The following is a 13,812-nucleotide window of genomic DNA, read 5'->3' on the forward strand; positions in this document are numbered from 1 at the left end:
TCTAGCACTCAAAGGGTATATTTCCGAACACTAAGATAAAATTGTTCGGAAACTATAGGACAGACTGATTCAATTGTTAGACGAATCGGCTAGTCACGCAGGATGATGTCCATGGCGAGCATCAGGTTGCGCTCGTCGATGGCAAACGGGGCGGCCTCGCGCGTCTTGGGCTTGGCGCAAAACGCGATGCCCGTGCCCGCGGCCTGAATCATGGGGATGTCGTTGGCGCCGTCGCCAATAGCGACCGTGTGGGCCATATCGACGCCGCACTCAACTGCCCAATCCAGCATCTGGATAAGCTTGGACTCCTTGGTCACGATGTCTGCCGCCAGTCTTCCGGTGAGCTTGCCGTCTACGACCTCCAGACGGTTGGCCAGGCAAAAGTCGATGCCCGCGGCAGCCACGATCTTATCGGCAACCTCGTGGAAACCGCCGCTTACCACGCCGACCTTCCAGCCCTTGCTGTGCGCCGAGCGCACAAGCTCCAACGCGCCGGGGGTAAACGTCACACGCTCAAAGGTGCGCTCGAACACGCTCTCGTCCAGGCCCGCAAGCAGCCCCACGCGCTCCTCGAGCGCTTGCTTAAAGTCGAGCTCGCCGCGCATGGCGCGCTCGGTAATTTGCGCTACCTGCTCGCCCACGCCTGCCTCCTCACCCAAAAGATCGATGACCTCCTGGTTGATGAGGGTGGAGTCGATATCCATAACGATGAGGCGTGCAGACATGTTGGGCCTTTCCGGGTGCAGTTGTATTGGGGCACATTGTCGCACGCGGCGCGCCTCGGCGACAGTCGCGGTGCGCCAATTGTTTCGTCTCCGTCAAGTCTTTGGGCAGGAGCTACTTTTTCGCGGCACATCGACGCGGGTGCGATAAGATAGAACGCCATGTCCGGCTGCGCGGTTTACGCAGGCCGGGCGAATCTGTACGACGCCGCCCGGAACGACACGGGGCGGCACAGATCCATAAAGGAGGATCACTGGTATGAGCCAGACCCGTCCCATCGACGAGCATTCCATGCACACCCGTACCTGCGGCGAGCTTCGCCGCGAGAACGTGGGCGAAGAGGTCACCCTCACCGGTTGGGTGAGCCGTCGCCGCGACCACGGTGGCCTTATTTTCTGCGACCTTCGCGACCGTGAGGGCATTACGCAACTCACCTTCGACCCCGAGCATTCTGACGGCGATGCCTTTAAGATCGCCGAGACCATGCGTCCCGAGTGGCCCATCAAGATTCACGGCGTCGTGCGCGCCCGTGGCGACGAGACCACCAACACCAAGCTCGCCACCGGCGAGATCGAGGTCCTGACCGACCATGCCGAGGTGCTCAATACGTCCGTCACCCCGCCGTTCCAGATCGAGGATGGCATCGAGACCAGCGAGGACACCCGTCTGCGCTATCGCTATCTGGACCTCCGTCGTCCCGAGATGATGGCCAACCTCAAGCTGCGCTCCGACTTCACCTTTGCCATTCGCGAGGCACTGCACAACCGTGAGTTCATGGAGGTTGAGACGCCCTCCCTGTTTAAGTCCACGCCCGAGGGCGCCCGCGACTTCATCGTTCCCAGCCGCATCCAGCCGGGCAACTTCTACGCTCTGCCGCAGTCCCCGCAGCTTCTGAAGCAGCTGCTCATGGTCGGCGGCGTCGAGCGCTACTACCAGGTTGCCAAGTGCTTCCGCGACGAGGACCTGCGCGCCGACCGTCAGCCCGAGTTCACCCAGGTCGATATCGAGATGTCTTTCGTGGACCAGAACGATGTCATGAGCGCGCTCGAAGAGGTCCTGTCCGATGCCTTCGGCCGCATGGGTGTCGAGATGCCCACGCCGCTGCGCCGCATGGATTACTGGGAGGCCATGGACACCTATGGCTCCGACAAGCCCGATACCCGCTATGGCATGCACCTGGTCGACCTGACCGACATCTTTGCCAACTCCAAGTTCAAGGTCTTTGCGACCGCCGCAAACGAGGAGGGTTCCGTCGTCAAGGCCATCAACGCCAAGGGCGCCGGTGCCTGGGCCCGCGCCAAGATCGATAAACTCGCCGGCGTGGCCTCCACGTTTGGCGCCAAGGGCTTGGCCTGGATCGCCTTCCGCGAGGACGGTTCCATCAACAGCCCCATCGTCAAGTTCTTCTCGGACGAGGAGATGGCGGCTCTGCGCGAGCGCATGGACGTCGAGCCCGGCGACCTCGTGATGTTCGCCGCCGGCCCGCGCCTGCTTTCCGACGAGATCCTGGGCGGCATGCGCTCCCACATGGCCAACGCGCTCGAGATCAAGCGCGAGGGTCACGACTTCCTGTGGATCGTCAACTTCCCGCTGTTCCACTGGGACGAGGACCGCAAGGCCTATGCAGCCGAGCATCAGCCCTTTACCCTGCCGACCGAGACCGACATCGCCAAGATTGAGGCTGACCCGCTGGCAGCCGGCTCCTGCACCTACGACTTTGTCATGGACGGCTTTGAGGCCGGTGGCGGCGGTATGCGTATCCACAACGCCGAGATGCAGATGTCCATGCTCAAGCTCCTGGGCTTTACCGAGGAGCGTGCCGAGTCGCAGTTTGGCTTCCTCATGGAGGCGCTCAAGTTTGGTGCGCCCCCGATGGGCGGCTTCGCCCTGGGCCTGGACCGCGTGTGCATGCTGCTCACCGGCTCCGACTCCATTCGCGACGTCATGGCGTTCCCCAAGACGGCCAGTGGCTCCGATCTCATGTCGGGCGCCCCGAGTGCCGTTTCCGGCGCCCAGCTCAAGGACGTCAGCCTGCGCCTGATGTAGGCGAGCGGCTACATATTGCCCGTAACGAGGGGAGGACGCGTGCCTTCCCTCGTTTTTTATACGCCGATGTTGCGAGGGTATGGGTTGACCGGGCATCGCGGAAAGCCCGGCCCAGTTTCCTACAGTGAGTCTCTCTGAACGAGCTGCATGTGCATGACGGTGGTGGTGGGCGCGGCACCGTTAATCATATCGAGCGCAATGCCTGCGGCCTTGCGGCCTTCCTCACAAAGCGGCTGACGAATGGTCGTCAACGCGGGGACGCTGCGAGCTGCGACCTCGTGGTCATCGAAGCCCACGACCGAAACGTCTTTGGGTACGCTAATTCCCGCTTCGTTGAATGCGGCGATAACGCCGGTTGCGATACGGTCCGATCCGCATAGCACGCCGTCGGCATGTATTTCGCGCGCGAGCAGCCGCCGCGTGGCTTGGTAGCCGTCTCCGCTGCTCCATCCGGTATAGATGACATTTTCATCTGGAAGGCTTTCGCCCAAAATTGCACGGTAGCCGCGAAGGCGGTCGACGACGGCGGGGTTATCCTGCGGCCCCAGCACGGCAACGATGTCCTTGCGCCCGCGATCTTTCATAGCGAGCGCCGCAAAGCGTCCGCCCTCTTCGTCGTCGGAGTAGACCGTCGAGAACACATCGCGATAGGGGTGGCCCTCGAGCTGGCCGCACAACACGGTGGGTACGCCCAGCTCACGCAGCACCTCGAGCAGCTCACTGCCCTTGTAGGGCGAGACGTCGATGACGGCGTCAAACGAGCGACGCTCAAAATGCTCGCGTGCGCGATTGCGCTCATGCGAGGAAGATGCCTGCAGGATCACGGGTAGGTAAGACGACTCCGAAAGTTCCTCGGTAATGCCGCTTAAAAACTCACTGTAGGTGGGATCGCTAAACAGCTCGCTCAAAGGCTCGGTAACCAGTACGGCGATAATTTCCGTGCGTCCGACGGCGAGCGCCCGGCCGCGTGCGTTGGGTACAAAATTGACTTCCTTGGCAGCCGCGCGGACGCGCTTTTTAGTTTCCTCGCTAATGCGGGGGGAGTCGTTGAGGGCACGCGATGCCGTGGAGCGCGAAACACCGGCAGCTGCAGCAACCTCGGCAAGCGTCGGTGCGGTGCGAACTGGTTGGGTCATGGTGTCTCCTGGAAAAAGCGGTCGATGTTGTCACTGATACGGGCTGGTGCGGATACAGCTTACTATAGTGCGCCTGAACAGCGTTCATGATATCCGGCCACTGGTGGCATTTCACGTTCAAGCTGCTGTTGAACATGGCTTGCAAGGGTGGGGCATAGATGGGCGCGGCCGTTGTCCGCCGCCTGGGAATGCTGTTTTGCGCTGAGTTTCGATACGCAGGGTGACATAAGTTCCGCGGTTGTACAACCGGTTGCACCGTTAATCCGGCGAAATCGACCGTTCAGCGGACAACCGGTTGCACAGGTTTTTGCATCGCCCGTAAGATAAGGACAACCGGTTGCACAAGAATCACTACGATGACGAAGGAGCATCACCATGGACGCCATTAACGATTGGGAAAACCAAGCGCTCACCCACAGGAACCGCCTGGCACCCCATGCGTACTTTATGGGTTATGAGACCGCCGATCTCGCCGCTACGTACAGCCGCGAGCTGTCGCGCGGATTTGTCCAGCTGTCCGGCTCGTGGCAGTTCCGCCTTTTTGAGGGCCCCGCGGCCGTCTCCAACGAGGCACTTTGCACGTACGAGCCCGAGTGGGATCACGTGGAGGTTCCGCACCTGTGGCAGGTAGACGGCTATGGCAACCTTGCCTACACCGACGAGGGTTTTCCGTTCCCAGTGGACCAGCCGTTCGTTCCCTCCGACGACCCCACGGGCGTCTACCAGCGCATCGTCAACCTTCCTGCCGTGCCTGCCGGCGCTCGCGAGATCATTCGCTTCGACGGTATCGAGAGCTACGGCGAGCTGTATGTCAACGGCAAGTTTATCGGCATGACCAAGGGTTCGCGCCTGTCCGCCGAGTTTGACGTAACCGACGCGCTCGTCGAGGGCGACAACCTGATTGCGGTCAAGGTTCTGCAGTACAGCGATGGTAGCTACATCGAGGACCAGGACATGTGGTGGGCATCGGGCATCTTCCGCGATGTGTACCTCATGCAGCGTCCCGCCGCGCATCTGGTCGACTTTAGGTTCCGCACGCACCGCGAGGGCGATGCCGCTCTGGTCACGCTCGATACGGTTGCCGAGGGCGCAAGCCGCGTTGTGTATACGCTCAGCGATGGCCAGAATGTGGTCGCTACGGGCGAGTGCGTCGACGGCCATGCCGAGTGCAGCGTTGCCGATGCCCACTTCTGGAACCCCGAGGACCCCTTCCTCTATGACCTTACGCTTGAGGTCTACGACGGCGACGAGGTCAGCGAGTACGTTCCGCATCGCCAAGGCCTTGCCGAGGTGACGGTCGAGGGCAATCATATCTACCTCAACGGCACCTACTTTAAGATGCATGGCGTCAACCGCCATGACCACGACGATCACAAGGGCCGCGCTGTGGGCCTCGATCGCATGCGCCGCGACCTGGAGCTCATGAAGCAGCACAACATCAACGCGGTGCGCACATCCCACTACGCCAACGACCCGCGCTTCTACGAGCTGTGCGATGAGTATGGCATCATGCTGGTCGCCGAGACCGATATGGAGAGCCACGGCTTCGAGAATATCGGCAACATCGCCCTGGTCACCGACGACCCTGCCTGGGAGCCGGCCTACGTCGACCGTGTTGAGCGCCTGGTGATGCAGGAGCGCAATCACGCCTGCATCATTATGTGGTCGATGGGCAACGAGAGCGGCTATGGCTGCAACATCCGCGCGATGTACGCCAAGGCTCACGAGCTCGACGGTCGTCCGGTCCACTACGAGGAGGACCGCAACGCCGATACCGTCGACGTCATTTCCACCATGTACTCCCGCGTGTCGCAGATGAACGACTTTGGCGAGCATCCGTTCCCTAAGCCGCGCATCAACTGCGAGTACGGCCACTCTATGGGTAATGGTCCCGGAGGCCTGTCCGAGTACCAGGAGGTCTTCGATCGCTGGGATTGCATCCAGGGCCAGTTTATTTGGGAATGGTGCGACCACGGTCTGGCTGCTGTGACCGAGGACGGCGTTGCCTACGACATGTATGGCGGCGACAACGGCGATTACCCCAACAACAGCAACTTCTGCATCGATGGCATGGTGTTCCCTTGGCAGCAGCCGAGCCCGGGCCTTACTGAGTATGGCCAGGTTATCTGCCCGGTTCGCATGGCCTACGATGCCGAGTCGGGCGAGCTGACCGTCACCAACAAGCGTTGGTTCACCACCCTCGAGGATGTTTGCCTGTCGGCCGAGACCCTGGTGGACGGCGACGTGGTCAGCCGCAAGACGCTCATGCCCGGTGCGGTTGCCCCCGGCGAGTCCGTCCAGCTGCCACTGGTGATTCGCGAGGCCGCAGTGGGCGAGACCCTGCTGACCGTGCACGCCTACACAATGGCGGCTCACGCCTGGTGCGAGCCGATGTTCCAGCTGGGTGCAAGCCAGTTTGCCATCGCAAACCATCCGGCGCCGGCCATCGCGGCTCCCATTCGTCCTGAGCTTACGGTCGAGGAGACCGAGCAGGAGATTCGCATTCACTCCCTCAACGGCGAGCTGACCTTCAACAAGGTTAACGGTACCGTGAGCGAGTGGAAGGCATCCGGCCGCGACGTCATCGCCTCCGGTCCCCAGGTTGGTTTTTGGCATCCGCTCGTCGATAACCACGCCCAGGAGTACGACTCCCTGTGGAAGGACAACTTCATCGATGTGATGCAGACGTCTACCCGCAAGGTTTCTTGGAAGCAGGATGGCAACGCGGTCGTCGTTACCGTGAGCCAGCGCATCGCTCCTCCCGTCCGTGCGTTTGGCATGCGCGTCGAGCTTGTCTACACCGTGCTTCCGAGCGGTCGCGTCGACCTCAAGGTTTCCGGCGAGCCCTACGGCGATTACTCGGACATCATCCCGCGCATCGGCATCTCCTTCGAGGTTCCCGGTTGCGATCGTGCCGTTGAGTGGTACGGCCACGGCCCGGGCGAGAACTATCCGGACTCGCTGCGCGCCAACCCGGTCGGTCATTACCGCACTACGGTCGACGACATGTTCACGCCCTACGTTATGCCTCAGGACTGCGCCAACCGCGAGGGCACCCGCTGGGTTGCCCTGCGCTCTAGCCACGGTGACGGCGTGCTGGTGACCCGTCCGGTCGATGCCGCCTCCAACCCGTTCTCGTTCTCGGCATGGCCCTATAGTTGCGAGGCCATCGATAGCGCCAAGCACGTCTACGACCTTGTCAAGGGCGATACGGTCACGGTCAACATCAACGACCAGCTGCTCGGCCTTGGCTCGAACTCTTGGGGTTCCGAGGTGCTCGACTCCTATCGCACCCGTTTTGAGAGCTTCAGCTTTGAGGTGTCCCTGCGACCGCTGACGTCTGCCGATCTGGCTCAGGCGCTGGCACCCATTAAGGAGGCATAAGTCATGCATGTATTTAACTCGCGTGCCGACTTCGACGCCCAGATGAAGTCCGTCAAGAAGTGGATGCGTACCGGACAGGCGCTCGATGGTGTTGCCGACCTGCAGCACGACGTGGCGTACTCCATCGGCGACTCGTTGGTGTACTGGTGGGTCTATGCCCGCGAGGCCGCAACCGCCGATCTGGTCGGTCACCGTCGCTACCATGCCGTGCTCGCCCCGCTCGACGGCGACCTGACCGTCGAGGTTGCCCCCAAGGCAGGCCTCACCTGCACGCGCGCCTACAGCGATATCGATGATCGTGAGCGCTTTGAGGGTACGGGGGAGACCGTGACGATTCCCGCCGGCGGCGTTGCCGTCGTCGAGATCGACGAGGCCTACCGTGTCGTGGACGATGCCGCGGATTCCCGCGTCGTGGTACTGCACGTGACGGTTGAAGGTTATTCCTTCCCCAACAAGTAGTATTCGTCCGTTTGGACGTTTGCTTTGCGCCGTTAAGGGGGATGGCTTTGTTGACTCCCTTTTCCCCATCCCCCCTAGCAGGTGTGCTGTCCACGATTGCGCTTGCAGTCCGGACGGTTTTAGATGAGATATAACGGATGATTGGGAGGGCTTATGAGCTCTGAAAAACGAGGAACGATTGGTTCGTTCGCTCTGCTGGGCATGACGGTCGCCGCCGTGTTCGGTATCAAGAACATCATCAACAACAACGCGGCCATCGGCTTGGCGGCTGCGCCGTCGTTCTTCTTCGCCACACTTTTGTACTTTGTCCCCTATACTCTGGTTACCGCCGAGTTTGTCGGTCTTAATAAGGACTCCGAGTCTGGTGTGTACGCATGGGTTAAGACTTCGATGGGTGGTCGCTGGGCGTTCCTGACGGCATTTAGCTACTGGTTCGTTAACCTGTTCTACTTTGCATCCGTCCTGCCCAACGTCATCATCTACGCGAGCTACGTGTTCCTTGGTGCCAACGCCGAGCTCTCGCAGCTGTGGATCACCATTATCGAGATCGTCGTCTTTGCTATCGCCACGTGGGTTTCGACCAAGGGCGCTAAGTGGATCGGCTCCATTTCCTCCTTCGGCTCGACCGCGGCTCTCGGCCTGACCGCTGTGTTCATCTTGCTGTCCCTGGCTGCTGCCTTTGGCGGCGTCGAGTTCGCTACGGCTCCTACCCCCGCTAACATGGCTCCCGACATGAGCAACTTCGCAACTATGTGGGGCTTCTTCGGTACGCTTGCCTGGATCATCCAGGGCGTTGGCGGCGCTGAGTCTGTCGGCGTGTTCCTTAACGACCTTAAGGGCGGCGTCAAGGCCTTCGTGCGCACCGTCGTTATCGCCGGCCTGACCATCGGCCTTCTGTACGCAGGCGCTTCGCTGCTGGTCAACCTGTTCATTCCCGAGGGCGGCGTTGCCATCTCCACCGGTATCTTCGACGTATTCGGCGCTGTCTTTGCCCACTTTGGCATTCCCATGGAAGTGTCCACGCGCGTCATTGGCCTGATCCTTCTCGCTGCCACGCTGGGCTCCCTCATGATGTGGACCTCTGCTCCCATCAAGGTCTTCTTCACCGAGATCCCCAAGGGCGTCTTTGGTAGCAAGATCGTCGAGCTCAACGAGCACGGCATTCCCGCCCGCGCCGCTTGGCTGCAGTTCGCCATCGTCGTCCCCATCCTGATCATCCCGGCCTTGGGCTCTGGTAACCTCGACGACCTGCTCATGATCGTCACCAACATGACGGCCGCCACTGCTCTGCTCCCGCCGCTGCTGATCCTGCTTGCCTACTTTATGCTGCGCAAGAACTTCGACGCCGCTCCCCGTGACTTCCGCATGGGCTCGCGCAGCTTTGGTCTGGTCGTTGCCGCATTCCTGCTTGTGGTCTTCTGCTTTGTGCTTGTCTGCGGCACCATCCCGCTCGATCAGCCGCTGTGGCTGACGCTGGTCTACAACGTTGGCGGTGTGGTTGTCTTCCTGGGCCTTGCCGTGATGTGGTACAACCGCTATATCAACCGCCTGCGCGAGACCGATCCCGAGGCCGCCGAGAGCGAGCTGCGCCCCTCCGTCCTCGACATGATGGAGTAGCGGCTAGGATTAATCTACGGCTGTGGAATAAATCGATTCCCTTTCCTAAGGAGGGGCCTTACGAGGCCCCTCCCTTTGTGTTTTGGGGCATGGTTTTGGACCCCGTGGTCAAAAAATGCCAAATATGAGTACTGTTGCAAAAGAGGTGTCATATTTTTCGGCCTGTTCTGAGCAAAAACGGGCTTAAAATCAATTTATATAACCCCCTTTAAAGGGCGTTTGACGGCTTTCAACCTCTTCGAATCGCTCAAAGGAGGCAATTTGCTCTCGATTTTGCTGCTACTAAATTGGTGACAGTACTCATATTTGCCACTTTTTGCCCACGAGGTGTTCAGAGGAGCTCTCGACAAGCATCTAACGCTACAATAACTACCACGTGTCTGGGTTTGCCAGCCGAATGAGCGATACCGCGGGAGGGGACATGGTCGAGTTTACAAAGACGATTAAAGATCCGTTGGGACTGCATGCCCGCCCGGTCGCGCTGCTCTACGACATTATCGCCAAGCATCGTAGCGACGTGTCGGTCAGCATCGGCGACCGCCATACCGATGGCCGTGACGTGATGGGCCTCATGGCGCTTTACGGCGAATGTGGCGAGGATATCGTCTTTCGCGTTTCGGGCGTAGACGAGGCCTCGTGCGTCACGTCGATCAGAAACCTCTCGCTCTAAACGCAACAAGGGACTGCGGACAGTCCCTTTGTCACATCTCTAGGAGGCGCTCTTTGCGGTGCCTCTTTTGTTTCGTATGGGAAACTTTTTCGAAAACTGAATAGAGACCCTTTCAAAAAAGTTAACCACATGTTAGTTTACTAAAGCGAACATAGACGTGGTTAACTTTTACCGCGTCGATGTTGAGGACGAACCGACGTTAGGAGCTCACTCATGTCTTGCGGACCGCAGATGCCGGCCATGCCGCTTTCGATGGTAAAGGCGGGCGAAACCGTGCGCGTGTCTCGGGTAAAGGGCAATGAGGACATGAAGCACCACCTCAAGGACCTTGGCTTTGTCGAGGGCAGCGAGATTCACGTGGTGAGCTCGAGTGGTGCCAATATCATCGTCACCGTGCTGGGCGCACGTTTTGGCATCGATTCCAAGGTTGCCATGCACATCATGACCGTCGGTTAGTCCGCAGCATTTCATTAAAACCGAAAGGGGGACAAGAGGATGAAGACGTTGGGTGACGTTAAGGTAGGCGAGAGCTCTACCATCGTCAAGCTTCACGGTGAGGGCGCGCTGCGCCGCCACCTTATGGACCTGGGGCTCATCAAGGGCACTTCGTTCAAGGTCGTAAAGGTTGCGCCGCTCGGTGATCCGGTCGAGATCAACGTGCGCGGCTACGAGCTTTCCATCCGCAAGGAGGAAGCGGCCGTCGTCGAGGTTCAGTAAGGGCTCGCGGCGTGTATTTCTGCATATAAAGTTAGGTTTTTCTAACTTAATGCAGCATCTTTGAAGCACATTATCCAACCTGCGCGGAGATGACAGCGCGGGCACACAAGGAAGAAGGATTGAATGGCGGATTCTCAGATCCATGTCGCGCTTGCGGGTAACCCCAACTGCGGCAAGACCACGCTTTTCAACCTGATCACCGGCGCCAACGGCTACGTTGGCAACTGGCCCGGCGTCACGGTTGAGAAAAAGGAAGCCAAGCTCCTAAGCGACAAGAACGTTACCATCACGGACCTCCCTGGCATCTACTCGCTTTCCCCCTACAGCCCCGAGGAGCAATGCTCGCGCGATTACCTCATGAGCGGCGAGCCCGATGTCGTTGCCCAGGTGGTCGATGCCACCAACCTCGAGCGTAACCTGTACCTGGCGCTTCAGGTTATCGAGACCGGCCTGCCCGTGGTCGTCGCCCTCAACATGGCCGACTTGGTCGAGAAGAACGGCGATAAGATCGACACGGACAAGCTCTCCAAGAAGCTCGGTTGCCCGGTCGTGATGATCTCGGCCCTCAAGAACAAGGGCATCAAGGAACTGTTCGAGCAGGTCAAGAAGTCCGCTGCTTCCAAGGGCCAGGTGTCGGAGCACAAGTTCGATTCCTCCATCGAGGACGTTCTGGACCACATCGAGAATAACCTGCCTGCGAGCGTTTCCGCCAGCAAGCGTCGCTACTACGCCGTCAAGCTGTTCGAGCGCGATACGGATGCCTGCAAACTCATCAACCTCACCAAGGAGAAGGCGGCTCGTGTGGAGCAGCTGGTCGCCCAGTGCGAGCAGGATTGCGATGACGATGCCGAGTCCATCATCACCGGTGAGCGCTATGGTGTGATCGCGCACATCGTCGATGAGTGCCTCACCAAGGCTCCGGCCAAGATGAGCACTTCCGAGAAGATCGACCGTGTGGTTACCAACCGCATTCTGGGCCTGCCGATCTTCGTAGTCATTATGTTCTGCGTGTACTACATCGCCGTTTCCACCCTGGGCGGTACGGTGACCGACTTCACCAACGACCAGCTCTTTGGCACCGACGGTTGGTACGTGCTCGGTCAGGGCCGCGACGCCTACGATGCGGCCGTCGAGGCCGTGGGCGAGGACGCTGCCGATTCGATCGACCCGGCACAGTACGGCCCGTATGTTCCGGGTATTACCACCATGGTGCACGATGCCCTCGTGGCGGGCGGCACCGAGGACGGTGGCCTGGTCGATTCGCTGGTCTGCGACGGTATCGTCGGCGGCCTGGGCGCCATCTTCGGCTTCGTGCCGCAGATGTTCCTGCTCTTTGTGATGTTGTCCTTCCTGGAGGATTGCGGCTACATGGCCCGCGTCGCCTTCATCATGGACCGCGTGTTCCGCCGCTTTGGCCTGTCCGGTAAGTCCTTTATCCCCATGCTCGTGTCCTCGGGCTGCGGCGTCCCCGGCGTCATGGCCACCAAGACCATCGAGAACGAGAAGGACCGCCGCATGACGGTCATGACCACCACGTTCATTCCCTGTGGCGCCAAGCTGCCGATCATTGCCCTGCTCATGGGTTCCATCATCGGCGATTCTTCCACCACCGCCGCGTGGATCAGCCCGCTCTTCTACTTCCTGGGCGTCTTTGCCGTCATCGCTTCGGGCCTCATGCTCAAGAAGACCAAGCTCTTCGCCGGCCGCCCGACGCCGTTCGTTATGGAGCTCCCCGCTTACCACTTCCCGGCGATCCGCTCTTGGGCGCTGCACGTGTGGGAGCGCTGCTTCGCCTTTATCAAGAAGGCCGGCACGGTCATCTTTGCGTCCACCGTCGTCGTTTGGTTCCTCTCCAACTTTGGTAGCTACAACGGCGCCTTTGGCTACCTGCCTTCCATGGAGGGCATCCCCGAGGAGTTCATGGATTACTCCGTGCTTGCCATGTTCGGCAACCTGGTCGCTTGGATCTTCGCCCCGCTCGGCTTTAGCACCTGGCAGGCCACCGCACTGACCGTCTCTGGCCTCGTCGCCAAGGAGAACGTTGTCGCCACCGCCGGCTCGCTGCTGTCCGTTGCCGACGCCGGCGAGACCGACCCGAGCCTGTGGACCGCGTTTGCGGCTATGTTCCCGACCATGGGCGCTTGCGTCGCCTTTGGTGCCTTCAACCTGCTGTGCGCTCCGTGCTTTGCCGCTATCGGCACCATCCGTAACCAGATGAACTCCGGTAAGTGGACCGCGATTGCCATCGGCTACGAGTGTGCCTTTGCTTGGGTCATCGGCCTGTTCATCAACCAGTTCTATAACCTGCTTGTTCTTGGGCAGTTTGGTATCTGGACGGTTGTGGCCATCGTGCTGCTGGCTGCGATGCTCTTCCAGATCTTCCGTCCCATGCCCAAGCATGCATGGACCGACGAGGACGAGACCAACACCGCTTCTGCCACGGTTTCCGCCTAAGTCCGAATAAGGATTAGCCCCTTTTCACGAGCCCGGGTGTCCCAGCGACACTCGGGCTTTTTGGTGCAATGGGGGACAGATTGCTTTGCTCCAGAAGTTAAGATGTGACGTTTCCGCAGATAAAACCGACCAAAATAAACCTGTCCCTTTTTGGCAGGTGGAGAATGGGGTAAAGTAAGTGGTGGTTAACTAGAGGAGGCTTTCTATGGCACCTATCGATATTGTTGTGCTGGCCGTTATCGCCATTGCGTTTGTCGCCGTGTGCGTGCGCATTTATCGCAAGGGCACCTGCGCCGACTGCGCTCAAGGTGGCGTTTGCACGGGACATTGCTCCAACAAAAAGACCTGCGCCGCACTTAAGGGCGTAGACAAAATTGCCGAAGACTTGGGCCGCGGGATCAAATAAGGCCCGGACATCCAGGCATCCAGGCGCCTCGCGAGTATCCGTTCGCGGGGCGCTTTGCACATATGGGGGCGAGCGCGGTGAGTTAAAGAGTGATTTTGGGGTATCGCTAACTATGTGGTCAACGGTCCGCTCACCGTGGTCCATGCCGTAGCGGGCGCCAAGCTCGCCGTCGAAGGCATGACCAGCTACCTGGGCCTCTA

The 13,812-nt window shown here is 59.9% G+C and carries 11 protein-coding genes; 9 read left to right on the plus strand and 2 right to left on the minus strand.

Going from position 1 to position 13,812, the window contains the following annotated elements; genetic code table 11:
• Nucleotides 1-89 precede the first annotated feature (89 nt).
• Nucleotides 90-725, minus strand: coding sequence for a phosphoserine phosphatase SerB (serB, locus tag DXD94_RS06640; protein WP_117763591.1), 636 nt, complete (start codon nt 723-725; stop codon nt 90-92).
• 256 nt (nt 726-981) lie between these two features.
• On the opposite strand from serB, the gene aspS reads away from it, so the two are divergent.
• Entirely contained in the window at nt 982-2,769 is a 1,788-nt protein-coding gene (gene aspS, locus DXD94_RS06645) for an aspartate--tRNA ligase (RefSeq protein ID WP_117763592.1), read from the plus strand.
• A 119-nt stretch (nt 2,770-2,888) separates the two neighbouring features.
• On the opposite strand, the gene DXD94_RS06650 is transcribed toward aspS, so the two are convergent.
• Nucleotides 2,889-3,905: a LacI family DNA-binding transcriptional regulator gene (locus DXD94_RS06650; protein WP_117743182.1), complete on the minus strand. Its 1,017-nt coding sequence runs from the start codon at nt 3,903-3,905 to the stop codon at nt 2,889-2,891.
• Between the two features lie 375 nt (nt 3,906-4,280).
• Between DXD94_RS06650 and DXD94_RS06655 the strand changes: the two genes are divergently transcribed.
• From DXD94_RS06655 to DXD94_RS06690, 8 genes are all read left to right on the plus strand, one after another.
• Entirely contained in the window at nt 4,281-7,289 is a 3,009-nt protein-coding gene (locus DXD94_RS06655) for a glycoside hydrolase family 2 TIM barrel-domain containing protein (protein ID WP_117763593.1), read from the plus strand.
• A 3-nt stretch (nt 7,290-7,292) separates the two neighbouring features.
• Nucleotides 7,293-7,748, plus strand: coding sequence for a hypothetical protein (locus tag DXD94_RS06660; protein WP_117743184.1), 456 nt, complete (start codon nt 7,293-7,295; stop codon nt 7,746-7,748).
• A gap of 153 nt (nt 7,749-7,901) precedes the next feature.
• A complete protein-coding gene (locus DXD94_RS06665; protein WP_117743185.1) occupies nt 7,902-9,365 on the plus strand; it encodes an amino acid permease in 1,464 nt (487 codons plus the stop codon).
• Between the two features lie 421 nt (nt 9,366-9,786).
• Nucleotides 9,787-10,035 carry an HPr family phosphocarrier protein gene (locus tag DXD94_RS06670; protein WP_035136856.1) on the plus strand — a complete coding sequence of 83 codons (249 nt, stop codon included), beginning with the start codon at nt 9,787-9,789 and terminating at the stop codon, nt 10,033-10,035.
• 213 nt (nt 10,036-10,248) lie between these two features.
• Complete coding sequence (locus tag DXD94_RS06675) at nt 10,249-10,491, plus strand: FeoA family protein (protein ID WP_040358815.1); 243 nt, start codon at nt 10,249-10,251, stop codon at nt 10,489-10,491.
• A gap of 39 nt (nt 10,492-10,530) precedes the next feature.
• Nucleotides 10,531-10,752 carry a FeoA family protein gene (locus DXD94_RS06680; RefSeq protein WP_006234774.1) on the plus strand — a complete coding sequence of 74 codons (222 nt, stop codon included), beginning with the start codon at nt 10,531-10,533 and terminating at the stop codon, nt 10,750-10,752.
• Between the two features lie 123 nt (nt 10,753-10,875).
• A complete protein-coding gene (locus DXD94_RS06685; protein WP_117763594.1) occupies nt 10,876-13,206 on the plus strand; it encodes a ferrous iron transporter B in 2,331 nt (776 codons plus the stop codon).
• Nucleotides 13,207-13,411: 205 nt separating this feature from the next.
• Nucleotides 13,412-13,612 carry a hypothetical protein gene (locus DXD94_RS06690; RefSeq protein WP_117637971.1) on the plus strand — a complete coding sequence of 67 codons (201 nt, stop codon included), beginning with the start codon at nt 13,412-13,414 and terminating at the stop codon, nt 13,610-13,612.
• The last annotated feature ends 200 nt before the right edge of the window (nt 13,613-13,812 follow it).

The organism is Collinsella sp. TM10-22 (genome assembly GCF_003466125.1).
GTDB lineage: Bacteria > Actinomycetota > Coriobacteriia > Coriobacteriales > Coriobacteriaceae > Collinsella.

What these genes read in the sequence shown, in the direction of transcription:
- DXD94_RS06655 (WP_117763593.1), top strand. Translation starts at nt 4,281, where the DNA reads ATGGACGCCATTAACGATTGGGAAAACCAAGCGCTCACCCACAGGAAC.
- DXD94_RS06665 (WP_117743185.1), top strand. Translation starts at nt 7,902, where the DNA reads ATGAGCTCTGAAAAACGAGGAACGATTGGTTCGTTCGCTCTGCTGGGC.
- DXD94_RS06675 (WP_040358815.1), top strand. Translation starts at nt 10,249, where the DNA reads ATGTCTTGCGGACCGCAGATGCCGGCCATGCCGCTTTCGATGGTAAAG.
- DXD94_RS06690 (WP_117637971.1), top strand. Translation starts at nt 13,412, where the DNA reads ATGGCACCTATCGATATTGTTGTGCTGGCCGTTATCGCCATTGCGTTT.
- DXD94_RS06680 (WP_006234774.1), top strand. Translation starts at nt 10,531, where the DNA reads ATGAAGACGTTGGGTGACGTTAAGGTAGGCGAGAGCTCTACCATCGTC.
- DXD94_RS06650 (WP_117743182.1), bottom strand. Translation starts at nt 3,905, where the DNA reads ATGACCCAACCAGTTCGCACCGCACCGACGCTTGCCGAGGTTGCTGCA.
- aspS (WP_117763592.1), top strand. Translation starts at nt 982, where the DNA reads ATGAGCCAGACCCGTCCCATCGACGAGCATTCCATGCACACCCGTACC.
- serB (WP_117763591.1), bottom strand. Translation starts at nt 725, where the DNA reads ATGTCTGCACGCCTCATCGTTATGGATATCGACTCCACCCTCATCAAC.
- DXD94_RS06685 (WP_117763594.1), top strand. Translation starts at nt 10,876, where the DNA reads ATGGCGGATTCTCAGATCCATGTCGCGCTTGCGGGTAACCCCAACTGC.
- DXD94_RS06670 (WP_035136856.1), top strand. Translation starts at nt 9,787, where the DNA reads ATGGTCGAGTTTACAAAGACGATTAAAGATCCGTTGGGACTGCATGCC.
- DXD94_RS06660 (WP_117743184.1), top strand. Translation starts at nt 7,293, where the DNA reads ATGCATGTATTTAACTCGCGTGCCGACTTCGACGCCCAGATGAAGTCC.